A 26,282-nucleotide genomic window follows, 5' to 3' on the forward strand; every position below is an offset into this window, starting at 1 on the left:
TTATTTCACCAGGGCAGGATCATACAATTTGCTATTGGCTTTTTGTAACAATTCAACAGGCATTTTAATAACCTTACGGTCATAAGTCATGAAGCCGTTCACTTCGCCCTCCACATCTGTTGTTTGTGTATATACTGCTGCCGAAAGACCAACCTTAATCAACTCCTGTAACCTGTCGGTAAAGGTTGAATATCTTTTAAACAGGTCGTCGCCGTTTTTGAAGTTTTGATACCCCCAGTTTTTGTTAGCCTGCCAGGTATGGCCGTCAACCGGCCAGCCCAAACCACCAAACTCGCCAAGTACCACGGCTTTGGTTTTACCGAAAATCTCGGGACGTGGCATAGCAGGGTGCGGATAGTTATGCAAATCGACAATGTTACCGGTATCGTAGAAGTTGCCACCGCTGGCACTGTTCACCAAACGTGATGGGTCTTTTTTCATCGTCCATTCGGTGATCTCCACGGTTTTAAACTGGCCCCATGCTTCGTTGAACGGTGTCCATACCACAATGCATGGGTAGTTGTATAATGAGTTCATGATTGCATTCCACTCTTTACGGTAGTAGCCTTCAGATTCCGGAGTACGCTGCTGATCGGTAGCGCCGTCAAGCACACCCGGGCGATTTTCCCAATGGTTACCTAAATCGCCGCTCGGCATATCCTGCCAAAGCAGCATACCTGTTTTATCGCAGTAAGCATAGTAACGTGCAGGTTCAACTTTAATGTGCTTACGGATCATGTTAAAGCCCATTTCCTTAAGCTTATCAATATCAAAGCTCATGGCCTCATATGTTGGCGGGGTGTATAAACCATCAGGCCACCAACCCTGATCAAGCGGGCCATATTGAAATACAAATTTGTTGTTCAGCAACATACGCTGGATACCATTAGCATCGGCACCAAGCGAAATTTTACGCATAGCAAAGTAGCTGCCTATTCTCGTCAACCGCTTTGTTATTGCGGATAAGGGCAACTTTCAGGTCATACAAAAACGGATCGGTAGTTGACCATAAGTGCTGATCTTTGATATCCAGCACGGCGGTTTCGCTGGCATCAATCGTTTTTTCGGATACAAGGGTTTTGCCGCTCCAGGCGCTGATCTTCAGTTTATCGCCCGGCTGGCTATTTGAAACTTCGGCAGATACCGATAGTGTGTGATCGTCAATGTTAGGGGTTTGTTTGGTGGCTTCAATGTGTGTTTTAGCTACACCTTCCAACCAAACGGTTTGCCAGATACCGGTAACAGGAGTGTACCAGATCCCTTCGGGCTTTTTAACTTGTTTACCACGCGGCTGCGGACCATCGTCTGTTGGGTCCCATACGCTTACGGTAATTTCTTGCTTTGAACCGCCTTTTAACAAAGGGGTAATATTAAATGTAAAAGGATCAAAGCCGCCTTCATGGATACCGGCGCTTTTTCCGTTTACAAATACTTCGGTACGCCAGTCAACCGCACCAAAATGCAGCAGTACGTCTTTACCTTTTAATGTTTTGTTTAAGTTGATGGTGGTTTTATACCACAACATGCTATCCTTACCAACCGTTTTACCTACACCAGATAGCGCCGACTCGACCGCGAAAGGCACCAGGATCTTTCCTTCATATTTTGCAGGCCCTGTGGTTGCTTTAGGCACTATGACATAGTTCCATAAACCATTGAGGTTTTGCCAGTTGCCGCGTACCAATTGCGGGCGCGGATATTCGGGTAGGGGTGCCTTAGGGTCAACCTTTTCGGCCCAGGGGGTTGTGATCCTGTCTTTTATCAAATGCCATTCGCCTTGCTGTGCATTGGCAGATAAATAGGTAGAAATAAAAAGAGACAGGCAAAGCGATAGTTTCTTCATCAGTTAAATGGTGTGTAAGGATATTATGTTAATTTAAATTATGCAGGGATATAAAAATGGCCCCCACCGCAACGGCAGGGGCCGGTAATTTATTGTATGGTTATTTTTGACACTGGTGAGAAAACAAGATCTTCAACACCGGCAATTTTTAAACCAATACGTGCAAATACATAATTCTGAGTAGGAGTTATAGTAGGCACGTCAAAGCTCAAACTCAGGTTGGTCATACTTGTAATGGCAGAACCTGCAATTGATGGCGGATCGCCATCACCTATACGGTAACCACCTGACACAAACTGTGTTTTGTTAACATATAAATAAACACGATCGATGTTTTTTGCATTAGCATCAGTGATTATTTTCTGTATATCAAAAGTAGCTGTTACTTTTCTGCCGGTTGCTGTAAACTTGGCATTTTGTACCAGGTAATAAGGGGTTACCTCAATATCAACTGTTTGGCTGCCTTTTAGGTTTACGGTTAAACTATCGCGGGTGCCGGCCGGTAACTCTTTCCACATAAAGGGGCCCTGGTTTGCAGGGATAGTGAATTTGTAGGTACCATCAAACAATAACTGCGCATAGTTACCATCGGGATCAAAGGTTCCCTGTATGGCCGATTTTGTTGCAAAACCTGGTTGATATATTTGGTAAGGGACAGCGTTATACTCAACGTTTATAGCTTCTCCTTTGTAAACCAACCTGCCGCTCAGTCTTGATGTGGGCGCATCGTAATTGTCTTTCTTACAGCCCGAGGCAGCAAGAAAAAGCCCGATTAAAATATGATGAAACTTGATTTTCATAAACACTTTTCTTTAACTCTTATTGATTTGGTTGTTTAACAATTTTCGGGTTTGCTGCTATAACATCGTCACCAATGCGTGAATAGTAGTTACCCAACAGGAACCTGTTTGAACCTGTAACCGGCGATGGTTTTGTTTCCTTAAATATCCACTTTCCGTTGTTAACATCACCAGGATTATAATATTTATATGGCCACAAGCCAAATGGTTGCGTACTACGTTTAGTTGCCTTACCAATATTAGTAACCAAGTCAGCAACTGACATTGAGTTACCATCCCAAACGGCATCAGCAATTCTCCAGCGTTTCATATCAAATAAAGTATGACCTTCAAAAGCAAGTTCAACACGGCGCTCATGAACAATACGGTCAAAATAATTAGCTGCGGTAAGCACCAATGGAGTAGTAAGGCCAGCCCTTACACGCACTTGGTTTAAGTAGCCTGAAGCCTCTGCATAATTACCTAATTCGGCATCTGCTTCGGCAGCGTTCAGCAATACTTCGGCGTAGCGGTAACGGATAAAGTTAACATCACTACCACGGCCACGGCGACCAGAACCTACAGTTGGATCAAGGTATTTGCGGATATAAAAACCGGTTTGAGTACGGAATTCTGCGCCGTTAACCGGGCCATCTTTACCTACAACCTGTACTTTACCCAAGCCCGGAACATCCTGTGTAATAGTAGCATCGCTGCTTGATATAACAGTACCGTTACCTAATTGATAACCTGCATATACCTCGGTACGTTTACCTTTAAACAATCCATTAGGCAATAATACAGTACCGGCAAGCCTTGCATCCCTGCCAGCAAACATATCTAACTGATCGGTATAGTAAATAGGGTTACCTGATCCGTCTTTAGTTGCCATTGGGGCATAAGTATTGTCAAGCTTTTCAAATGCCTCAACCAGGTTTAATGACGGGTTTAACCTGCCTGCGTCCAAACCTTCGTCTGAAATTGAGAAAGGTTGGTCGTTGGTGGTGAAGCCGTGTGTTTTACCACCGTTGGCCTTGAAATCCTCAACCCAGATGGACTCCGAGCTGCTTTTATCAAGGAACAAGTTGGCAAAGTTATCGCTTAAATCAGGTAATTGTTTGTAAAGCGAATAATTACCAGCTGTGCCAGATATAATCTCTTTAGCAGCAGCAAGCGCTTTAGTGTAATAACCGGTAGCAGCACTGGCCGGGATACCTACTTCTCCGCCAGGCAATGAAACCTGAGGTGTTGTGGCACCATACTTAGCTATTGAAGCAGCATATAAAGCAGCCCTTGATTCCATAGCCAATACAGCAGCAGGGGTAGCCCTTGATTTTTCAGAAACGTTAACCGGTAATAAACCTTTTATTGCTTCTGCCTCGCTGATGATAAAGTCATAAACTTCCGACTCTTTTGCACGTGGGATCTGTAAAGCTTCAACGTTGCCAGAGAAATCGTAGTTAAGCGATTTGGTGATCAATGGAACCCCGCCCATTCTTTTTACCAGCTCAAAGTAATACTGAGCGCGTAAAAAACGGCCTTCGGCAATAAACTGGTTTTTCTGTGCATCTGTTAACTTGGTAGCGGCAGTAGCGCGCTCAATAAATAAGTTCAGATCACGAACATATTTATAATCCCATGTACCCCATGAGCCAAAATCCCAGCCTGTACGCTGTACTATATAATAGCTGCCATTTTCTGAAGGGAACGATTCGCTGAAATCAGCAAATGATGCCCAGCCGTTATCCAGGCCAGAAAAATCATAAACACGGTTATATAGGTCAGCAAGAATGGAAAGTACAAGGTTAGGGTCGGAGAATGCGACATCTGAAGTTACCACCTGCTTGGGCGGTACATCCAAAAAGGCACTGTCTTTTTTGCAGGCACCTGTAACTAACAGGAGTGCAAATGTTGATATAATGGTTGTTTTTTTCATTTGGTTTAAACTTGAGGAATCAATTAAAAGGTTAAATTAACACCAAAGTTGAGCACCTTGCTCTGTGGGAATTGTAACCCGTTATCATCCGTTGTTTCAGGGTCAACGCCAAACTGTTTCAGGTTATCAAACGAGAACATGTTGTAGGCGTTAACATAAAAACGCGCTCTCTTGATCTTCACTTTTGCCAGCAGTTGGGTAGGTAATGAATAACCTAACTCCAATGTACGCACCCTCAGGTATTTTACACTGTGCAGCCAAAAAGTTGAGTTACGATCATAGTCACTGTTGGTAGTACCCGGGTTAACCCTGTTGGCAGGATATTTACCCGGCACCCACGCACTGTTTATATCAAACGGATCTGTACGGTGGTACCTGTCTTCAAATATGGTATTCAGGTTTCCATTGTTTTGGAAAGCCCACCTTGTTTCCCAGTTCTGGAACCAGGTATAGCCTGCACCGCCTGAAAAATCTGCATGAAAATCAAAGCCATGATAGGCAGCGCCCAATGTTAAACCAAAGTTGATATTTGGCTGTTTACCATAACCGTAACCAATAGGACGTGTATCATAACCGTCAATTTTACCGTCGCCGTTCCAGTCTTTATACATTAAATCTCCCGGAAGCATTGTCCTGTTACCCTGACCATCGTTATTGATTTTGTAATTGTTAATCTGTTCGATTGATGAGAACTGACCAACAACTGTATAACCCCAATCGATATTAGCGTAACGGTTTATCGCCGAGCCAAAATATTGCTCTAATGAGTTACCAAAATATTCGTTCCTGAATATTGATTTCTGACGGGAGTAAGAAATGTTGCCACCGATGTTATAGCTTACTTTTCCAATCCTGTCGTTCCAGTTCAACGAAAACTCACCACCTGATTGTGAATCACTGCTTGAGTTTTCTGCAGGTAATGTATAACCTACTTCCAGCGGCAACACCAATTTAGATGGCGGGCCAGCCAAGCCAGTACGTTTACGGTAGAAATAATCAACAACACCACTCAACCTGTTGTTAAGCATGGTGAAATCCATACCCACATCGGTCATTTTACTTTTTGACCATGAAATATTGGTTGTTACCAAACCTTTATCAGTTGAAGTAACGATAGCATTACCGTCAATAATAGCGGTACCTGCGTTATAGTTGTAACCCGGCAGGTAAGCATACGGGGTTACGATCGGGTTATTAGCGTTATTAGGATCGCGGTCATCACCCAATACACCATACGATGCACGGATTTTCAAATCGTTCAGGAAGCTGTTTTCACCAAGAAGCTTCTTCATGAAACCTTCCTGGGTAATACGCCAACCGATAGATCCACCGGGGAAGTAACCTACGCGTTTATCAGGAGCAAACAGGTACGAAGCATCCCTTCTGCCAGATAATTGCAGATAATATTTGTTATCGTAGTTATAATCAATTCGGCCGATATAACCTGTACGGGCTTCTTTGTTGTCGCTGTCCTGGTACTGATCTGCGGTTGGGAAGTAAATAAGCGGCAGGTTGTTTGATACCGGTGAAGCGTGGATCCAGTTACGCAGGTGCTGTAGCTCAATACGTTCAGAAACAAACGTAGCACCTATGGTGTGTTTACCAAAAGTATTGTTGTAGTTAATTTGCCATTGGTAAGTTTTAGCAAATTCTTTTTTCTGTTCACGTTCGCGCCAAGGGTTGGTACTACCACCGGTTACATCATAAGTATCAGTTGCAGGGCGGTAAGTATACGCGTTATAAGTATATTCCTGGTTATTTAACAAATAATCAGCAATATAATATGAGTACAAACCTTTTACCAATAAGCCTTTAACACCAGGCACCTGGTATTCCGCACCAAAATTGGTTTGTAAAACGCGCCAATCACTGTGATATAAACCCGATAGCTTTTTGTTAAGGAAAGCATAGTTTGACTCGGTGTGACCGATATCATTCAAGTAAGCCGGATTATCGTTAGCATAAGGGCGCTCAAGCGGCGTATTTCTTAAAACGGCAAAGCGGGCAAGGAAGTAATCATCACCTCCCGGTACGCCAGGATTTTCGCGGGTTTCGATACGGCCGTTAACGTCCATGCTTACCTTTAAACCGTTGGCTACTTTCAGCGATATGTTAGATTGAATATTTGAACGATTAAAAAGGTATTCTTTACCTAACTGAGAGTTTTGATGCAGGTTAGTTGCCGATACATAGTAGTTTAATTTATCGGTACCACCGGTAAAGTTAATATTGGCTGAGTTTTGAGGGGCATTATTATTGGCTTTCAAAACATAATCGCGCCAGTTAAAGCTTTGGTAACCTTTTTCGGTACCGGCTTTATATTTGTCAAGATCGGCCTGGGTAATAGTAGTTGAACCGTTGCTGTTAACCTGTGCATCAGCTAAATAACGCATGTAATCATACGAATTGGTCAATACGTTAGGGAAACGATAAAAATTTTGGTAACCGGTATAGGCATCGATGTTGATCCTTGATTCGCCCGAACCTTTTTTGGTTGTTACCACAACAACACCGTTTGCCGCACGTACACCGTAAATTGCAGCAGATGCGTCTTTTAGTACCGCGATGCTTTCTACGTCGTTAGGGGCAAGGTTGTTAAATTGACCCTCGTCCTGCTGGATACCATCAATTACGAATAGAGGCGCGCCCATATTACGGATCTGGATGGCGGCGCTGGCACCCGGCCTGCCTTCTGACTGCCTGAAGGTTACACCCGGAATTTTACCGGCAAGCGTGGTACTAACCGTTGAACCCGCGTGCACACGATCAATATCCTTACTGGTTACACTGGAGATAGCACCTGTAATAGAGGCTTTTTTCTGCGATCCATAGCCGGTAACAACAACTTCCTGTAAGGAAGAATTTGTTTCGCGAAGCCGAACTTTCAATGTTGTTCTGCCTTGCAGGGCAATCTCCTGTTTGACGAACCCGATGTAAGTAAACGTTAATGTACTGTTTGCATTAGGTACATTGATTGAAAAGTTACCCTGCGCATCTGTCGTTGTTCCACCCTGCGTGCCTTGCACCCTTACCGCTACGCCTGTCAGGGCCAGGCCGGTGGTGTCTGTCACGTTACCTGTAACCTTAATTTTATTTTGTGCGGATGCACTAAATGAAAAAAGGAAACCGGTCATGATGAAAAAAGCGATTAGCATTACTTTGGGGCTCCATTTACTGGGCGGCCACTGCACATGAGGGTTCCCCCCATGCCTGAGTAGTAAAAATTTTCTCATAAATGATCTATTAATTGGTTAAGTTTTGATTTTAAAAATGTACAATTGACATATCTAAAATCATGTTGTAAAGAAAAAGGATTTTGGGCCCGGCGCTTAACCAAATCATATCAATACTTAGTCAAAAAGTATCAATTTTCGGGAGAAGGGAAACGCTGCAACAGATTGGTTATATTTGCGTTAAGCTGATTATTTTGAAACCACTATACATATTTCTATTATTTTTTACAGTATCATTCGGTATTTGCAATGCGCAGACCTACTACTTCAAGCATTACCAGGTTGAGCATGGGTTATCGCATAATACTGTCTACTGCAGCATGCAGGATAGGCGCGGCTTTTTGTGGTTTGGCACTAAAGACGGCCTTAACCGTTTTGATGGTTACACCTTTAAAACGTTCAGACATAACCCCGCGAATAAAAGCACCATCTCCAACAATATGGTGCATACCCTGTGCCTTGATAAAGAAGGTACACTTTGGATAGGTACCGACGAGGGCCTTGATAAGTATGATCCCCTGTCCGAAACATTTACACATATCAATACAGCAAACATTAACGGTGTGCGCAGTATCACCTTTGATGAACATGATAATTGCTGGTTTGTGGCCGGAGCTTCATTAATAAGATATAACACTAAAACCGGCGAAAGAATAGATTACTGGCCTTCGCAGCATTTTGAGGCTACGTCTGTAGTTATCATTAATGGTACAGTGTGGGCATCTTCGTCAACGGGCGCAGTGGAGAAACTGGACCAGGCGAGCCGCACTTTTACCGCTTACAACGTATTTAAGCCAACTGATAAAGTGACTTCAAAGTTTATTGAGAAGATTTATTATGCCGGTAACAACAAAATATTTGTAGGTACCAATAGCCATGGTTTTAAGGAGTTTGATGTTGAAACCTATACCTATAAAGACCTGCTTAACTACAATCCCGATAAAACGGCTGTTTATGTACGCGATTTTTTAAAATACAGCGACACTGAATACTGGATAGCCACTGAATCGGGCGTATTTATTTATGACTCGGTAAAGGGCACATTCCTTAATCTCAGAAAGCATTTCAATGATCCTTACTCTATATCGGATAATGCCGTTTATTGCCTCTGGAAAGATTCGGAAGGCGGTGTTTGGGCTGGTACTTACTTTGGCGGCCTCAATTATTACCCTAAACAGTATTCAACCTTTAACAAATTTTACCCTGACACTGAGCCAAATTCCCTTAAAGGAAACGTGGTGCGTGAAATTACTAAAGACATATACGGCAACCTGTGGATGGGGACCGAAGACAACGGATTAAACAAATTGGCTCCGGATAATACCTGGACGCATTATACCCCCGGCGGAAGCGCCAGCATCTCCAATACCAACATCCACGGTATATTAGCCTTAGGCAATGAACTGTTTATAGGCACTTTTGAACGGGGACTGGATATCATGAACATTAAAACCGGCAAGGTTGAACGCGTTTACCTGGCCGGTAACCGAAATAATGATCTCAAAAGCAACTTTATAATTTGCTTTTGCAAAACCCGCGGCGGGCTCATTTTTGTTGGTACTACCCGTGGCATTTACAGGTATAACCTGGCAAGCAAGGATTTTACCCTGATAGATAAATTGCCCCCATATGATTTCATTTACGCCATAACCGAAGACCATATGGGTAAAATATGGGTTGGCACGGTAAGGGATGGTATTTACTGTTACAATCCGGCAAACAACACAAGCACTAAACTAAACTATCGGTACCCCGTTAAAAACGTGCTTAACACCACCACGGTTAACGGTGTTTTTGAGGACAGCAACCATAAATTATGGTTTGCTACCGAAGGTTTGGGTTTATGGAGATACGATCCCGACACCGATAGCTATAAGTTTTATGACACCAATAACGGCTTTCCGAGTAATTACATTTTCAGGCTTGAAGAAGACAGCCATAAAAATCTATGGATCAGCACTACCCGGGGGCTGGTTTGCTTTAATGATAATACCGGAAGCATCAAAATTTATACAAAAGCCAACGGTTTGTTGAGTGACCAGTTTAACTACAACTCGTCTTTTAAAGATGCCGACGGTACCATGTATTTTGGTTGTGTACGTGGTATGGTTAGCTTTAACCCTGCCAGTTTTAAGCAAAATTACTTTGTAGCCCCGGTTTATATAACCGGGTTCCAGGTGCACAATAAAGAGATCTCTGTTAATGGTGCCGATTCACTATTAAAACAATCTATCATAACCACAAAAAAGATCAACCTTAATTATAACCAATCCTCATTTAGTATTGATTTCGCTGCGCTGAGCTTTCCATCGCCCGAAATGACCCAATATAAATACACGATGAAAGGTTTGGATAAAGGCTGGACCGAGCTTAAACGCAACCGAAAAGTTTACTTTACGCAACTGCAGCCCGGTCATTATACCTTTGTAGTAAAAGCGGCAAACAATAACGGCACCTGGACCCAAAAAGAAACAAGTATTGAAATTGATATAGCGCCACCTTTTTGGGAAAGCGTTTGGGCATACATTGCTTACTGCCTGTTGTTTTTACTAACAGGTTACTACCTGCTCAGAAGCTATCACCGTAAAACCCGCGAGAAAAACAAACGTATTATCGAAACCCTTGAAAACGACAAGGAGAAGCAGATCTATAATGCCAAGATCGAATTTTTCACTAATGTGGCCCATGAAATCCGTACACCTTTAACGCTTATTAAAGGGCCAATGGAAAAAGTGATCAGGCGTGCGGAGCAAGTCCCGGATATTCAGAACAACCTGAAGATCATGGAAAAGAATACCAACCGGCTGCTTGATCTTACTAACCAATTGCTCGACTTCAGAAAAACCGAAACCAATGGCTTCAGCCTAAGCTTTGTTAAAACCGATATTATGGATCTGCTTGCCGATACCTTTTTGCGGTTTAAACCTATGGCCGAACAAAAGAACCTCAGCTATACCTTTATACATCCGGTTAAAACGGTGTATGCTTATGTTGATATTGAGGCATTCACCAAAATTATAAGTAACCTCATCAACAACGCTATTAAATACAGTACATCGGTTGTAGAGATCGAACTGCTCGATCATGCGGAAAACGACCCCACCTTTACCATCGAAATAAGGAACAGCGGGCACCTGATCCCTTATGAAATGCGTGAAAAGATCTTTGAACCTTTCTTTAGGATGAAAGAATCTGAAAAGCAAATTGGCACAGGAATAGGGCTTTCCCTGTCCCGCTCGCTGGCCGAATTGCATAAAGGTTTATTAGTGTTGAATAAATCTATTAACGATTTTAATATATTTAACCTTACTTTGCCTGTTCACCAGGAAAAAGAATTCGACCTGTATATTACCCCCGATGAATATGAGCAGGCTGACCTAAGTAACAGAGAGGAGAATATTGACTTTATGAAACCAGTTATACTTTTAGTGGATGATAACCCGGAAATACTTGATTTTATTTCGGATGATCTGAGCGACAAATATTCGGTTATTAAAGCCCTTAACGGACAGGAAGCGTTGGATATGATCGCCATCGAGAACATCCAGCTTATTATAAGCGACGTAATGATGCCGGGAATAGACGGGTTTGAACTATGCAAAACCATTAAAACCAATTTCGATTACAGCCACATACCCATTATACTGCTTACTGCAAAAAATACCCTGCAAAGTAAAATTGAAGGCCTGGAGGTTGGCGCAGATGCTTATATCGAAAAACCGTTTTCGCCCGAACATTTGCAGGTGCAGATAGCTAACCTGCTTATTAACCGTAATAAAATTAAGGAGCATTTTGCGAGCTCGCCGCTGGCACATATCAAGTCGATGGCCTACTCAAAACCTGATGAAAGCTTTTTGGATAAGCTAAACGGTGTTATCTACAAAAACATCCAAAACGCCGAGCTTGATGTTGAGCAGATAGCTAACCTCATGAACATGAGTAAGCCAACGCTGTACCGCAAGGTTAAAGCTATATCCAACCTTACTATTAACGAGCTTATCAATATCACCCGCCTCAAGGCTGCCGCGCAATTACTGGAAGAAGGTGATTATAAGATCTACGAAGTAGCCAACATGGTAGGTTACAGTTCTCAATCACACCTGGGCCGTAATTTCCTGAAGCAATTCGGTACAACACCCACTGAATATCAGCAGACTAAGCGCAGTAAAGTAAAACAGGTTTAATCTTACCAGGATGGACTATCAGGCTAAGTCAGCGGCAATGGTCTTTATATAATCATACGGGCGTCCGGGAGGGTAATTCCACTCAGTTATAAGCTGCAAGCCTTTTGCATCGGCGATGGCCCCATGCAATCATGTGCTATTAAAGCAACCCTCTTTTTTACAATTCTTGTTTATTACCGAAGCCCCAGAACGCTGCAAGCGGGTGATTTAATTGTGCGGGCAACAATATGTAAAAAAATAACGTAGAACTGCCGGTTCCGCACAACAGGGAATGGTTGATTATCAAAACTCTTTCAGATTAATAAATGGGAAATAACAATTACTTACTAAGCATGATAGCTGGTATGCTGGTAATATCATGCTTCGCGTGTTCAAAAAGTATAAACAAAATTGAGACACCGGCAAGTTCAATTCCGGAGCAGAATGGAAAACTGCAAAGTTTGAAAACCAAGCCGGTAACTACCTATACTTACACCGTTAAAACTACCGAGTGGATGGTTGACGGGACAAATATCCCGGCGGGGGCTATAATATATATCCCCGCCGGTGAACGTGGGGCTTTGCTGCTTAAAAACTTTAAAGGAACAGCCGCCGCTCCAATCTTAATTGTTAACCAGGGCGGAAGGGTGTCATTCACTACAGAAACTACCGCCTCGTATGCATTTAAGACACAAAACTGCCAGTACTTTAAGGTAATGGGAAATGGCGTTTCCTCAATTAAGTACGGGTTTGATATGAACGGCGGCAATATCGGTATGACGATGGACTATCTGAGCTCGGATTTTGAGATCGCGAATGTTGAGGTGCGTAACAGCGGGTTTGCCGGGATCATGGCAAAAACCGATCCAACATGCGACGCTGCAACCTGGCGAGGCAATTTTACCATGAGTAATGTAATAATTCATGATAATTACGTTCACAAAACAGGAGGGGAAGGCCTTTATATAGGAAATTCTTTTTATCAGAATGGCGTTTCAACTTCCTGCGGTACGGTTTTACCTCATGATGTCGTGAATGCCAGGATCTACAAAAACCTTGTTGACTCTACCGGTGCCGAAGGGATCCAGGTTGGCAGTGCTACGTCGGGATGCATGATCTATAGTAACACCGTTAAAAACCCGGGGATAAGTCCGTTTGCTTCTTATCAAAATAATGGCATACAGATAGGAGAAGGTACCGGCGGTCAATGTTATAACAACCTGGTTAAGAATGCACCAGGCAATGGTATCATTGTTCTTGGTCTTGGGGATAACCAGGTATTCAATAATTATATTATTGACTCAAAGGCTTACGGTATTTTTGCTGATTCACGGTATACGCCAGGCCCGAATTTTCAGTTTATCAATAATACCATTGTGGGCTCTGTTTTAGGCGGTATAAAGTTAAACTCTGAAACTATCCCCATGAATACCGTTATTAATAATGCTATCATACAATCGGCATCGGTACAGCCGATAATTTTAAAAAGCACCAGCGTTAAACTTACCGAATCAAATAATTATGTAAATACAGATGTAAGCGTTTGCGGGTTTGTAAATTATAACGGAGATGATTTTCATTTACAACCGTCATCGCCGCTTATCGATCAGGGGGCAAACGTTTTATCATACGGCATAAAATTTGATTTTTATAATGCTGTACGCCCATCGGGTACGGCTTTTGATATTGGGGCTACAGAGTATTAATATGCAATACATCAGGCGTTTCTGTCTGGGGTAAAGGGAATTCCTGTAAAAGCAAAAGGGACGGCAACACTGCCATCCCTTTTTGCGTTTTAAAGTTTGGTCTCTTTTTTCAGGACATGACATTTTTAGCTTTAAGCTTTGTGTATTCTGCTTTTAGCTAAAATCATGGGCTTACTATCATGCGCAATGGTGCCAGATTGTTGATCTGAACAAAGTAAACACCGGTCATATACGAGCGGGTTAACTGAACCCCAAGGTTACCGCCAAAACCACGATACCTGCCGCTTTGCATAACCTTGCCAAAATTATCCCGGATAACCAGGTTGATCTCTTTCTGCTCCAGGTCGGGCGTTAGTTTAATGTTGAAGCTGCGTGCAGCCACCGGGTTTGGGTAGATCACATTGTTTTGAACAGTACCGATAGGTGCGCTGTTATCTTGTACAATGCCGGTTTTTTGACCTAAGGTTGAAGCCAGCGAATTGCTGCTGAGCAATGTAGGTTCCGTTCCATAAATCAGCTGATCTTTATAATAAACAGTAATATGGCTGTTAAGCGCCATAGCAGCTTTGGCAGCAAACGAATAATCATTGGCCTCGTTAAATGCCGACCAGTCTGTTTTATTAACCTGGTATTGAATGTTACCGGTATTGCTTAAGGGGTAAAGCGAACCGGCCGATGGATCGATGGTTAATTCAAGATAGGTGTCTGCCCCGGTTAAAGGGGGACTTAAAGTAACAAACCGGTTGTTGATTTTGCTGTTGCCCAGTTTGGCATAGCTTACCGAGAAATTCAATCCTGCTGTGCCTTCGCGGCTAAACCAATAACGAATGGAAAGATCGCTGTAATTGACAGGCACGTTTCCTGTATTGTTAAGCACCAGGTAGGTACTGATCGTATTTCCGGATGTGCTTTGATTTTGGTTTTGATAAGATACAGTAAAAGCCGTGGTAGCTGTAACTGCAGCCGGCTCGGTACCGTAAATTAACTGCCCGTTGCGGTAAAGGGTGATATGGCTGTTTGCGGCATAGCTCCCGGTGTATGGCAGGTATGAATAATCATCGGCCTCCGAAAAGTTTGACCAGTCCTGGTTTGCAAACCTCGACTGAATAACCCCGGAATTGCCGCCTGCGCTGAGCTGGCCGTTATTCAGGAAACCATATTCAATATAACCCAGGGCGCCTGTGCGCGGGTTGGGTAACTGAACATATTTCATGGTAACGTTACTGTTCCCCATTTGGGCATAATCAATCCATGAATTGATCCCGGCATAATTTTCCGCGGTAAACCAATACCTCATGGTCAGCTCGTTTAAATTAATGGCGACAGAATCCTGGTTAACAATTTTCAGAAATGGCTTAATGAGATTGTTTACAGGCTGGTTGTTATCCCCGTCGGAGTATTGTACCTGGACATTGTATGGCAATACGGTGAAGGCTTTGCTTGAGGCTGTCGTGTCAAAACGAGCGTTGCCACCTTGCTGCGCTATGATAGTACTGCTGCCCGCACCTACAATATGCAGCTTGTTATTGATTACCGTAGCTACGTTTAAGTTTGAGCTGGTGTAAACAACTGTAAGCCCGGAAGTAGCTGTCGCATTCAGGCTGATATCTGCATCGCCAGGCCTGCTTAAAGGCAACGCGGCAAAACTTATGCTTTGGCTCAGTTTGTTAACAGTTAAGGTTTGTGTAACCGGTGATGCCGCAAGGTAATTAGCATTCCCACCCTGCGAGGCGGTGATCACGGCCGTACCCGCACCGGTGATGTGCAACTTTGTGCCCGCTACCTGAACTACCGTACTGTCCGAACTGCTATAACTTACCGCAAGGCCAGAACTGGCTACAGCACCGGCCATAAAATCGCTGTCGGCAACTGTTTTTCCAGGGATCGCATTAAACGTAATGGTTTGTGCTTTTTGGCTAACGGTGAGGCTTTGATTAATAGAAGTAGCTGCTTTAAAACTGCTGTTTCCGGCCTGGGATGCAATGATGGTTGTTGTTCCGGCCGCTTTAATGTGGATGGCGCCATTGATCACACTGGCAACAGTAGTATCTGAACTGCTGTAGGAAACCGCTAAACCTGATGAAGCTGTTGCAACGGGCACAAAATCGGCATCGCCAAATGTTTTTCCGCTGAGGGACGCGAAGGTAATTGTTTGATCACCCAATACATCGGCAGCAATTTCGGTGCTGCTTAATGCCCTGCCGTAGATCTTGAAATTATCAATGGAGCCTTTGAACATCGGATCGGCAAACTGCGATTTGCCCAGATAATTTTGTGTGGTGCTGCCGAGCGCCGATGGTTTGATGGTAATGTTTGTTGAGGAGGTAACCGATGTACCATTTACATAAAGTGTGGTAGTAGTGCCCGCCCGCGTTACCGCCAGGTAGGTCCAGGTATTTAATGGGAAGGTGTAATTGTAATTGATATTCTGTTCTGCAGCCGAGCCGTTTTTAGTAGCGTAACGAATGGTTGACTGCCCGTTGGTAACACCGGCCTGTACAGTAAGGAACATGTATTGGGTAGTGCTTGAGCCAAAGTCAAAAACACGCATCCAGGTACTTATGGCGTCCATCCGCACCCAGGCAGATATGGTAAAATCGTTCAGGGTACTGAAAATACCGGCAGGCAATGTTGCATAAGCGTTCGCAGAACCATCAAGCAGCAAAGATTTTCCATATTTACCCGCAGCACGGCTTGCTGTTGCCGCGAGTGCAGCATGATTGGCGCCCCAGGCATCAATGCCTTTACTACTGCTTTCCTCATCAAATTGATAAAAGTCGCGTTGCCCGGCATTGGGTTTAGCAACCGCTTCTGTGCTTTGGGTACCTTCGCCGGTGCTGTCTGCAGGGGCTATAACATAAAAATAGGTTGTGCCATTGCTTACATTGCTGTCGGTGAAGGTAAGGTTACTAACCGAGCCAAGTGCGGTATATGGCCCGCCGGAAGTTGTTGAACGTTTAACGTTATAACTGTAGCCTGGAAGTGATTGCCATTCAAGGATGTTTTTGGCATCGCCCGCGGCAACTGTCAAAGAGTTTACAGCACTGCTAAGTACCGTGAGTACCAATGTGGAAGTACCTGTTGTACTGCCGTTGCCTGCCGACAGGCTTACATTAAAGGTGCCTGATTCTGTTGGTTTTCCTGAAATTTTGCCTGATAAAGAATCAATTTGTAACCCAGCCGGCAATCCGCTGGCCGAAAAATGGTTGGGCGACTTAATTCCTGTTACCGTATAAGTCATAGGTTTTCCTATCAGCGTGGTATCCGTTGGCGCGCTGGTGATAATTACCGGTAATGGCCGGTCGTCCAGGAGCACCACATCATTGCCCGTACCGCCTTTATAGCTGATGCGAAGCGTGAAATTACCAACAGTTATCGGGGCAAGTTCGGGCAAACCTTTAAATGTACCGGATATTGCCGCACTTCCGGTGTTATCAATGATAGTGAACGAACTTCCCTGGGCCAGGCTGGTCGAGTCGATAGCCGTGATCTGTAGTTTAGGCTGGTTCACTAAATTAACAATGGCTGTACTTACCTTATCACTGGTGGCCGAACTGGTGCTTAATTCTACTCTATAGGTGGCATCGGCATTCATGGTGAGGGTGCCCACTTTTATGGTGCCAATGGACTGGTTACCAGGTGCCAATGCCGCTCCTGTACCCGAACCGGTACCGATAGTAGCCGATGATGTGCTTTTACCACTGCCGCCAAACGTGCCGGCCGTTGCAACCACCGGACTGGTGAATGTGCCGCTGTTAGGATCGTTATTGAGCAAATAAGTGCCGTTTTTTATCGTCGTTGTTCCGGAATAAGCCTGGTTACCGGTAAATGTCAGAATAGCTGTTCCAACTTTCTCTACGTTCATACTGCCGGTCATCGTTCCGCCGTAGCTGGTAGTTATATTCAGTGCACCGATGCTGATGGTTGGGCTGCCGCCACCATCTGTACGGATGGCGCCCCTGCCGCTCAATGAGCCAAAGCTGATGGTGCCGGTAGGGAACATGATGCCCTGGCAATCATTGCCGTTGGCGTCGAGGTTCCATGATGCATTCGCGCTGCCTGATTGCGGCACTTCAAAACGGGTACGTGAGTTGCCGCTGCGTAATTTGGATACAAAGTACCCGGTAAAGCTGCTGTTATCGGCAAACAAATGTAAACCGGCATATACGTTACCATCCTGAATAATTGTTCCGCTGCCGGTAAGCCGCCCGTAAAGGTTCAATGCGTTGCTGGTTTGGTAAAAATAACTGGTTTTTCCGGCAGCGATTTCAATATCGTTGTATAAGGTAGCATCACCGTTCGCCGAAAAAAGCGCGCCGCCGTTCATGGTTATTTTTCCGGTACCGAGCGGGCCTGATGTAGGGGCGGAGGGCGCTCCTGTACTTGTTCCGGATATTTCCATCCCATAAACTGGCGGCCAGCTTTGCCCGTTCCCGTTGAGGATAGTACCGCCGGAGTAGGTGTTATTGCCTCCTGCGTACAGGAACCCGATACCGTTCTTGAGCAGGCTGCCTGTGCCTGTTATTTGCCCGATTAATGATACGGTGCCGCTTACATTGGGGGTGTTTACATTGAGTAACGTATCGAGCGTTACAGGCATCTTCAGGGTTTGATACCCAGAGCTGTTATTAACCAGGTCATTTCGCAAATGAATTGCTGCGCCGTCAATGGTATAGTTGCTGGCGTTTGCATTAAACTGGATTCTCGAGGCTACGAGGTTTGGGATGTCGTTGGTCAGTACGGTATCTGCACTATTTTGAAAAGTAATAATGGCTGGATTAACCGGTGTCGCGTTTTCCTGCCAGTTGCTGGCCAGGGTAAGCGAGTCGGACTCGGGCTGCTGGCTCCATGTTGAAGTGCTTGAGCCGGGTACGCCAAATGTTTCGGCCGAATTGGAGCTTTCTTTGGTTTGGCCCACAGATGAAACAACATAGTAGTATGGGCTTCCGTTGCTTACATTCAGATCCGCGTATGCCGTAGTTGAAACATTGGCTACAGTAGTATAAGGACCGCCGCTTATCGTAGCGCGTTTTACATTATAAGTAGCCGCACCTGCTGCTGCATTCCAGCTCAAGTCAACTTCCTTGTTTTTATTAACAGCTGCAGGCTGCGCCGGGGCAGCCGGTGGTACTGATGAAAAAATAACATTTGAGTTTCCGCTTTCCAATGTTCCGGCAAGCGCGGTCACTACATAATAATTGTTTACCTCGGGTACAGGGCTGGCATCAATATATGATGTGTTGGTTATACCTGATTGTATAGTGGTAAACGGCCCGGTGGATGATGACGACCGTTTTACCGAATAGCTGGTAGCATTGGCTGAAGCTACCCAGGAAATATTAATTTGTGTAGCGTTAACAACCGCCGCCGCAGCTGAAGCGGGCGCTGCCGGCGCCTGGTTATTGACCACATTCAGCATGAGGGTTGCCGTGCCGGTGCCGCTGGCATTAGTGGCGGCTATGGTAATTTCGCTTTGCCCTAACGCGGTAGGTGTACCCGAGATGATACCGGTGGCCGCATCAATGCTAAGCCCTGCCGGCAAGCCGCTGGCACTATAAGAAGATGGATTAGCACTGGCTACGATGTTATAACTGAAAGGCCCACCACTGGTAGCTGTGGCTGTGGTAGCACTGCTAATCTCCGGAGACCCGGCAGGTGCAGATTGACTATAGGCTACATTACTGAACGTGGCTATATTTAGCGCCGAGTTATTACTGGAAAGGGCATAAAATCCGGCATACAAATCCGTGGGGAAACCTGTTGCAGAATACCAGCAACCGAGACCGGTCCAACTAATGCCATCCTGCGAATGGTATGTAAATATGCGGGTGCCTACACGCTCAATTTTTAACCACCAGGGGGCTTTGGGTTGGTAGTGGTTTCCGGCACCGCCTGTCGCTTTAAGGAAAATATCATAAAAAGCCGAACCGGGCGCCAGCGATTGGCGTAGCATGACCCCGCAACCACCGGTATTTAACGACATATTCTCAACTTTTACTACCAGTCCGGCATCGCCGCTAATTTTCTTAAAATTAAAGCTAAAAGCATTACTGGTAGAAGTTCCGGCGCCTTGAAGTGTCCAAACCCCGTTATTGTAGGCAGCGCTGCCCGCCAACCCGGTATTACCGATATCAATATTGGTAAGGTTGCTCACCGGCTGCACATGATCAGCAGGATAATATACCTGGGGCAACTTAACCGCGGTAGATGTATCTGATGATTTCAGGTATAAGAAATTGCCGCCGGCAGGAGAATAATTGGTGGCACCGGGCTGCATTAATGCGGCTCTCATCCTGTCGGTATTAGGGGTAGGTATTCCCTTGCGTACAGCATAAGCGCTGTAAATAAGATTAGTCATGTCGCCAACCCTCGCTCCGGGCTGAATACCCCAGTTAGTCCAATAACTTGCATACCCTCCCAGCGGGATAAAGGTCATTGTTGCTCCGTCAAAAGCGTATTTATGATACAGTTCACCGATAGCCAATACCCGGTTATCCAATTCGGCAAACATATCTGCACCTTGCTTGTAGGCAACTTCTGCACCCCAGGCCAGTGCGGCTGCCTGCACACGCCAATGGTCGTCGCGGCCCGAATCCCCAACTTCGCCACCGGGCAACGAATTGCGCATACCTCCTCCGGCATCCATCCGGTACACTTCCACCGCCTGGTTAAACCGGGTTACATCATCACAAAAAACGGATGCGGCAAGAGCTATTTTTAACTGGAGGGCTCCTTTATTCGCGTCGCGCAAGGGGCTTGGTACCCAGGAAGTAGGGAATAAAACATTAGCAAAATAATTTTTTACGTGCTGTGTGTTGGCTGCGGTCCAACCGGGAAAAGTACAACGAAGGATTTCAGCACCTACGCCCCAATACTGCGCATAGTCGCCAATATCCAGCATTGATTCTCCGCCGCCCCATGTAGTATTGGTTACTGCCCAGGCATCCAATATATTAGTAGCTTTGCGGGCATAAGTTGAGTCGCCTGTAAACCACCACATCCAGGCCAGGTTGTGAACAGCCTGCATGTCTTCAATCCAGGCACTGTTGTTTAGGTTTGGCGCCCTTGTAACAGTTGCAAAAGGCCCCTTTTGCCCATAGCCCAATTGTGAATGCGAGCCGTTTTTAAATGCATTATAACCGGATAGCCATGGTTCGCGGCTAATGTTGGCTTTCAATTGATCCAAATCGGCCCGGTTAAAGGCCACGCCAGGATGGACAAAAGGTTGGGCGCATACACCCATCGTGACAAACATCGACAGCGAAAACAACAGCAGCCTTATCTGCCGGTGCGTACCTGTCAAATAATTACAAAGCGTAAAAAGTTTTTTCATGGTTTAATTGTTTAGGTAAACATATTTACTGCCGTTCCGGTATGTTTGGAAGTCGTGTAAGAGCGTGGAACAAAACAGTTTTATAATCGGACACACCAAAGACAATGACTGCTGTAAATGATACTCACAGCAAACTGGTGTTTTTTGAAATTTTTATGACGTTAAAGCGCTTGGAATAAGCTGCTTTGTGTATGGGTAAGTATTGTAGAAGTAATTAAAGATTCTTTCAATTCCTTTCTTGAGCTATTGTCTGTACACTCCTTCAATGATTTATTATCAATTGAAAAACGGTGTCATTTCGACGAACGTAGCGTCGGGAAAGTGTGTTGGGGGAGGAGAAATCTTCTACACCATGTCCGCGAGCTTTTCACGTTACTTGGCATATCGTATAAGATCTCCTTTGCTCGCTCGCTCAGGCCTCCACAGCTCTATTGAAATGACATTTTCTTTTAGTTGAAAAGAAGTGTACACAACAGTAGTTTCCCAAGAAGGGAATCGCACAATTTAATACCTTAAAAATATTAGTGGAGATATAAAAGATTGCACACAAGGACAGGTAGTCAATCTTACCCTCAATCCTTGCGCGGAAACTGGACCCCGTCCACATGTTCACCCACAAATATGTTAGCCATATCGCTTGTTTTATAAAAGCCGGGTTTGCCCGGCATCTTATCGAATATCAGGGTGCTGTTTATCTTCAGGTTTTCAAATATAACTTTCCTGATGCCGCGTTTGTCATCATAGCCGGCTATAACAGACATATTAGCCCGCGTCCCGTTATAATTAACATTCCTGAACAGTATGTTCTCGATCCCCAGCCCGGGAGAGGTGTTATATTTTCGGTTGTACATCACTCTTAAATTAAACAGTTGCCCCTTGCGGATATCCTCAATCTCCACGTTTTCAAAACTGGCGTTCCTGATCAGGTTGCTGTCGCCGGCATTAAGTGATATGCAGCCCTGGTAATCAAGCTGGTTTTCGTTATGGTCAAGTACGGTCATATTTTGAACCCGGATATTCTGTAATGTGTCCGGGTGGTCAGTATCGCCGTGGGTGCCTATCAGTAGCGGGTGGGCTACATCTGCCCATAAAATGGCGTTGTTAACTGTAATATCGGAGGTATTGCCATAATAATTCCAACGGTGACCGTAAATAGCGATACAATCGTCAGAGTTTCGCATGTATATATGATCGAGCTTAATATCCTGACTACAGAAAATGTCTATGCCATCGGCATTACCGGTAGAACTAAAAGCTTTGAAATTGCTTATTTTCACATGCTTTGATTCGCCCATCAAAATAGAATAACCCGTTGGGAGTTCAATGATCCCGTCGATACTGATGGTATTGCTGTACTGGATGATCAAATGATCGTTCCTTAATTTTGAGGGTGTTCCTGTAGTATTTTGTGGTTTAACGCTGTCGTCCTGTACCGGGTGTTGTGTAAGGATTCCGCGGCCGCAGATCCTGACGTTCTCTGCATGATCTATAACAAATGAGCCTTCAACAATAGCGCCGCCGGCCACATACACGGTTTTACCCGAGGGGATCACCATCCGGCCGATTTTATGGATGCCCGGGCCAAAATAAAGTGTTTGCGCATCGGCTTTTGTGGGACGGCTGCTTTCTATAGGATTGGCAAAAATCTGCAGGTTTTCAAAAATGTTGCCGTTTACCTCTAACGAAACATATTGCGAAGCGCTTAATTCAAATTCTACAACGTTGCCTTTAACCTCGGGCTTGATGCCGTATGCGGTAGGTCTGATCCTTACTTCTTTGATATTCCCCAGGTTTAGCTTAACCCGGAGCTTTACTGAACCGGAACAATCAAAATAAGTAAAAGCGGTTTTTTTAATAATGCGCTGCGTGTCAAAACGAGCCGCAACATCGGCGTTATATACATCTAAGGGCTGCCAGTTGCCTGTACCCTGCCGCACATCTACTTTAATTGTATGATTAACTAAGTTACTTTCGGGTGCTTTATAAGTTATGATTTCTGCCTTGACTGTTTTTAATAAAAATACGACTGCACATGCCAGTGCCAGGAATTTGTTCATAGAAGTTTTTATAGTGTATAGAGGAAGACAATAAAGGCGGATTCTCATACTCAATAAAAAAACTATATCGAAAAAATAACTGCATTTGCCGGAGATAATGTGCCCTAATGAGATACCTAGGAACAATTTGAACTAAATCACTAATCTCTTTGAGTATATTTAATAGCATTGCTTGTCCTTATTACTGTTGTTGCCCTGTATCCTGAACAATGAAGAATAAATACCTTTTTTTGCCTTTTTTATAGCCCTTTCTCCCTTTTGCAATAATGCTGTGTCCGCAAAGCAAAAGGTTGTTGCACTGCTTTATTCACCAGATAACCGTACGCGGGCGCAATTTTCACTGGATGAGCAAGGGCAGCTGTATTATCGGTTAATTTTCAATACACGGTTAATTGTTAACTGGTCGCGTTTGGGGATCGAAACTACCGGTTCTTCATTAGTTCAGGGTATCACGTTAAAGGGATCGGCCAAAAAAGAAATCAATGAAAAGTTTTTGTGGCCGCTGGGGGAGGATGCCAGCCTGGTAAACCATTGTAACGAGCTCACGCTTCATTGCACCTCTGGCATAGGTAATTATGATATAATCGTAAGGGTATATGATGGAAGCCTGGCGTTTAGGTATGTCTGTAAGCAGCTTGGTGATAGTATTGTACAACTTAAATCGGAGCTAACGGAGTTTAACCTTGCAACAAGCTATCGCATTTACCAGTATCACGAAGAATCTGTTTTCCGGCCGGTTATGGTCGATTCATTGCCGGGTACCAGTGACCTTCCTTCAACGCTTACAGCCGCACAGTCATATATAAGTATCGGCGAAGCCGATAACCGCAATTACACCAAATGCGTATTGGTTCACGGCAGCCGCCCCAATAGCCTGTCGTTACAATTTTATACGGATACCATTTACCGCGACCATCGCGTTCAATCGGTTCGGAAGGATTCATTAATCCGGTTCACCGATAGTCTCATTACTCCCTGGCGAACCATCAGTTGCAGTAGTACTGCCATAGGTTTGCACGCGTTTAGTCAGCTTAATCTTAAACTGGTTAAACCGCTTAGTAATGAGGTACCCGATTATGTAAAACCCGGAAAGGTTTTCAGGGTACCTATCAATACGCAGGGCGCTCTTGATGGAATTGATTTTGCTCAAAAAATGAACTTTCAATACATTTTAGTTGATGCAGGCTGGTACGGTGCCGAATTTCGAACTACTTCTGATCCTACCAGATACCTGCCTGATTTCCACTTGCCGGATATCATTGCCCATGCCCGGCAAAAAGGCATCGGTGTTATTTTATACGTAAATTATGTGGGGCTCAAAGCTAAGATAGATACCATATTGCCGCTTTATAAAAAGTGGGGAGTTAGCGGGCTAAAGTTTGGGTTTGTAGATGGCGGCACGCAGAAAGGCCTTGCCTGGCTTGATTCGGCCGTAAAAAAGTAAATGATTATGGCATGGTACTTAACGTACATGATCATTATAAACCCACAGGTTTGAGTCGCCGGTACCCGTATGTGCTGAGCCAGGAAGGGATCAGGGGCGACGAAAACAGTCCCGATGCTTTCCATAATACCGTATTGCCGTTTACGCGTTACCTGGCCGGCCCTGCCGATTTTACCTTTTGCTACCCCAACAGGGTGAATGATTACAGTAAAAATATCCGGGTAAGCAAAGCTCAGCAAATGGCCCTGACCATTGTATACTTTGACCCGCTCCAGGCGATTTTCTGGTACGGGCGGTCGCAGGATTACCGGGATGAGGCGGATATTGAATTTTTTAAATATGTGCCCACCGTATGGGATGAAAGTAAATATGTGCAGGGAGAGATAGGCGAAGGCATTACCGTAGCACGTCGTAAGGGCCGTACCTGGTACCTGGGCAGCGCTGCAGGTCTTCAGAAATGGGGAGGAAGCTTCAAGCTCGATTTCCTGGAAAAAAATCAGGTATACACCGCTACTGTTTATGGCGATGACGGACAGGGCGGCATACAGGTAAAAAAGGTTGAGCTCAGGCACAATGATGCTTTTGTTGTTGACCTGGATGCAAAAGGGGGCCAGGCCGTTATCATAAGACCTCAAATAAAGTAGGGGGCGGAGATGTTGTTGTGCGGCATTATTAATGATTGTGTTAGTTTGACTTAAGGAGGACCCGGCTTTGGGCGAAATGAAGAAAAAATTGGCTTTGAAAGATATTGCTGCCGCGTTAAAAGTGTCAGAAGCATCTGTTTCCTATGTTCTTAATGGCAAGGCGAGGCAATATGGCATCAGCGTGGCGCTGGAAAATAAAATACTGAGGTTTGTTGAAAAGGTAGGTTACCGGCCAAACCGGCTGGCAGCCAGCCTGCGGACGGGAAAAAGTAAAACGGTGGGCATGATTGTGGAAGATATCAGCGATCCTTTTTTTCGGCCATTGCGAGGGTTGTGGAAGAGCATATTTATAAAGAAGGTTACCGCGTTATTTATGGCAGTTCTGAAAATTCGACCGTTATTGCCCGCGACCTGCTGCAAACTTTTAAAAATTACCAGGTAGATGGGTACATCCTGGCGCCTACTGCAGGTTTGGAAGATGATATCAACCAGCTTGTAAAGGAAGGTTACCCGGTAGTGGTGTTCGACCGCGCCTCGCCTGATCTGCAATGTTCCAAAGTACTTGTCGATAACTTTCGCGGCAGCGAGACTGCGGTTTTACATTTGATAGATAACGGCTTCCGTAACATTGCCATGGTTACGCTTGCGGCCGGGCAGGATCAAATGAACGAACGTGTTAACGGTTATCACGCGGCCCTCCAAAAACACGGGCTGCCGCCTATCCTAAAAGAAATTATATATAATGAAGATCCACACAAAACCATCCAGAACCTTAAAAGCCTCCTGAAAAGTAAAAAGGATATAGATGCCATTTTTTTGCGACCAACTATCTCGCCTTAAGCGGCCTGCAGGCCCTGAAAGAATCAGGACTGATAATTACCAGGGACATCGGTGTTGCTGTATTTGATGATATTAACAATTTTGCCCTTTTTAACCCGGCCATAACTGCTGTTGCCCAGCCAATTAAAGAGATCGGGCTCAGGGTTACCAAAATTTTATTGGAAGAGCTTCAGGATAACCACATAATCGATTCGCAAAATATTTTATTGAAAACCAAACTGATCATAAGGGATTCATCCGTAAGGTTACCGGTTTAATTTATCCGAAAAAAATTAAAAAAAATGAGTATCAAACCTGTTTGGGA

13 protein-coding genes and 1 pseudogene are annotated in these 26,282 nt (G+C 44.6%); 7 read left to right on the plus strand and 7 right to left on the minus strand.

What is annotated here, in order from left to right; all coding sequences use genetic code 11:
- The 5 genes from ACRQ5D_RS14505 to ACRQ5D_RS14525 all read right to left on the minus strand — a co-directional run bounded on the left by ACRQ5D_RS14505 (position 1) and on the right by ACRQ5D_RS14525 (position 7,791).
- Positions 1-945, minus strand: a complete 945-nt coding sequence (locus ACRQ5D_RS14505) for a glycoside hydrolase family 2 TIM barrel-domain containing protein (RefSeq protein WP_432329313.1) — start codon at positions 943-945, stop codon at positions 1-3.
- Positions 911-1,843, minus strand: coding sequence for a sugar-binding domain-containing protein (locus tag ACRQ5D_RS14510; RefSeq protein WP_432329314.1), 933 nt, complete (start codon positions 1,841-1,843; stop codon positions 911-913). The genes ACRQ5D_RS14505 and ACRQ5D_RS14510 overlap by 35 nt, the downstream gene beginning before the upstream one ends.
- 89 nt (positions 1,844-1,932) lie before the next feature.
- Positions 1,933-2,643 carry a DUF3823 domain-containing protein gene (locus ACRQ5D_RS14515; protein ID WP_091172242.1) on the minus strand — a complete coding sequence of 237 codons (711 nt, stop codon included), beginning with the start codon at positions 2,641-2,643 and terminating at the stop codon, positions 1,933-1,935.
- Positions 2,644-2,662: 19 nt separating this feature from the next.
- Complete coding sequence (locus tag ACRQ5D_RS14520; RefSeq protein WP_091172244.1) at positions 2,663-4,558, minus strand: RagB/SusD family nutrient uptake outer membrane protein; 1,896 nt, start codon at positions 4,556-4,558, stop codon at positions 2,663-2,665.
- Positions 4,559-4,581: 23 nt separating this feature from the next.
- The gene (locus tag ACRQ5D_RS14525) at positions 4,582-7,791 is read right to left on the minus strand and encodes a SusC/RagA family TonB-linked outer membrane protein (RefSeq protein WP_256337504.1); all 3,210 of its coding nucleotides are present in this window, start codon (positions 7,789-7,791) and stop codon (positions 4,582-4,584) included.
- Between the two features lie 194 nt (positions 7,792-7,985).
- Here ACRQ5D_RS14525 and ACRQ5D_RS14530 point away from each other — a divergent pair, with 194 nt between their 5' ends.
- Entirely contained in the window at positions 7,986-11,975 is a 3,990-nt protein-coding gene (locus ACRQ5D_RS14530; protein ID WP_256337505.1) for a hybrid sensor histidine kinase/response regulator transcription factor, read from the plus strand.
- A gap of 305 nt (positions 11,976-12,280) precedes the next feature.
- Complete coding sequence (locus tag ACRQ5D_RS14535) at positions 12,281-13,660, plus strand: right-handed parallel beta-helix repeat-containing protein (RefSeq protein ID WP_091172246.1); 1,380 nt, start codon at positions 12,281-12,283, stop codon at positions 13,658-13,660.
- 163 nt (positions 13,661-13,823) lie between these two features.
- On the opposite strand, the gene ACRQ5D_RS14540 is transcribed toward ACRQ5D_RS14535, so the two are convergent.
- Together ACRQ5D_RS14540 and ACRQ5D_RS14545 are read right to left on the minus strand one after the other, a co-directional pair.
- Entirely contained in the window at positions 13,824-20,993 is a 7,170-nt protein-coding gene (locus ACRQ5D_RS14540) for a cellulose binding domain-containing protein (protein WP_432329318.1), read from the minus strand.
- 572 nt (positions 20,994-21,565) lie between these two features.
- A complete protein-coding gene (locus tag ACRQ5D_RS14545) occupies positions 21,566-23,050 on the minus strand; it encodes a glycosyl hydrolase family 28 protein (protein WP_176844533.1) in 1,485 nt (494 codons plus the stop codon).
- 271 nt (positions 23,051-23,321) lie between these two features.
- Here ACRQ5D_RS14545 and ACRQ5D_RS14550 point away from each other — a divergent pair.
- From ACRQ5D_RS14550 to ACRQ5D_RS14570, 5 genes and pseudogenes are all read left to right on the plus strand, one after another.
- Positions 23,322-24,781: pseudogene (locus ACRQ5D_RS14550) on the plus strand (glycoside hydrolase family 97 catalytic domain-containing protein); the annotation flags it as partial.
- A gap of 54 nt (positions 24,782-24,835) precedes the next feature.
- Entirely contained in the window at positions 24,836-25,138 is a 303-nt protein-coding gene (locus ACRQ5D_RS14555; protein WP_432329773.1) for a glycoside hydrolase family 97 C-terminal domain-containing protein, read from the plus strand.
- Between the two features lie 94 nt (positions 25,139-25,232).
- Positions 25,233-25,580, plus strand: coding sequence for a LacI family DNA-binding transcriptional regulator (locus tag ACRQ5D_RS14560; RefSeq protein ID WP_432329320.1), 348 nt, complete (start codon positions 25,233-25,235; stop codon positions 25,578-25,580).
- Complete coding sequence (locus tag ACRQ5D_RS14565) at positions 25,472-25,978, plus strand: substrate-binding domain-containing protein (protein ID WP_432329322.1); 507 nt, start codon at positions 25,472-25,474, stop codon at positions 25,976-25,978. The genes ACRQ5D_RS14560 and ACRQ5D_RS14565 overlap by 109 nt, the downstream gene beginning before the upstream one ends.
- A gap of 35 nt (positions 25,979-26,013) precedes the next feature.
- Entirely contained in the window at positions 26,014-26,235 is a 222-nt protein-coding gene (locus ACRQ5D_RS14570; RefSeq protein ID WP_432329774.1) for a substrate-binding domain-containing protein, read from the plus strand.
- Positions 26,236-26,282: the final 47 nt, after the last annotated feature.

This window comes from Mucilaginibacter sp. P25 (genome assembly GCF_050859465.1).
In the GTDB taxonomy this organism is placed as follows: domain Bacteria; phylum Bacteroidota; class Bacteroidia; order Sphingobacteriales; family Sphingobacteriaceae; genus Mucilaginibacter; species Mucilaginibacter gossypii.

Excerpts from the sequence above, each read along its gene's own strand:
- ACRQ5D_RS14510 (WP_432329314.1), bottom strand. The coding sequence starts at position 1,843 with ATGAAGAAACTATCGCTTTGCCTGTCTCTTTTTATTTCTACCTATTTA.
- ACRQ5D_RS14515 (WP_091172242.1), bottom strand. The coding sequence starts at position 2,643 with ATGAAAATCAAGTTTCATCATATTTTAATCGGGCTTTTTCTTGCTGCC.
- ACRQ5D_RS14520 (WP_091172244.1), bottom strand. The coding sequence starts at position 4,558 with ATGAAAAAAACAACCATTATATCAACATTTGCACTCCTGTTAGTTACA.
- ACRQ5D_RS14525 (WP_256337504.1), bottom strand. The coding sequence starts at position 7,791 with ATGAGAAAATTTTTACTACTCAGGCATGGGGGGAACCCTCATGTGCAG.
- ACRQ5D_RS14535 (WP_091172246.1), top strand. The coding sequence starts at position 12,281 with ATGGGAAATAACAATTACTTACTAAGCATGATAGCTGGTATGCTGGTA.
- ACRQ5D_RS14540 (WP_432329318.1), bottom strand. The coding sequence starts at position 20,993 with ATGAAAAAACTTTTTACGCTTTGTAATTATTTGACAGGTACGCACCGG.
- ACRQ5D_RS14545 (WP_176844533.1), bottom strand. The coding sequence starts at position 23,050 with ATGAACAAATTCCTGGCACTGGCATGTGCAGTCGTATTTTTATTAAAA.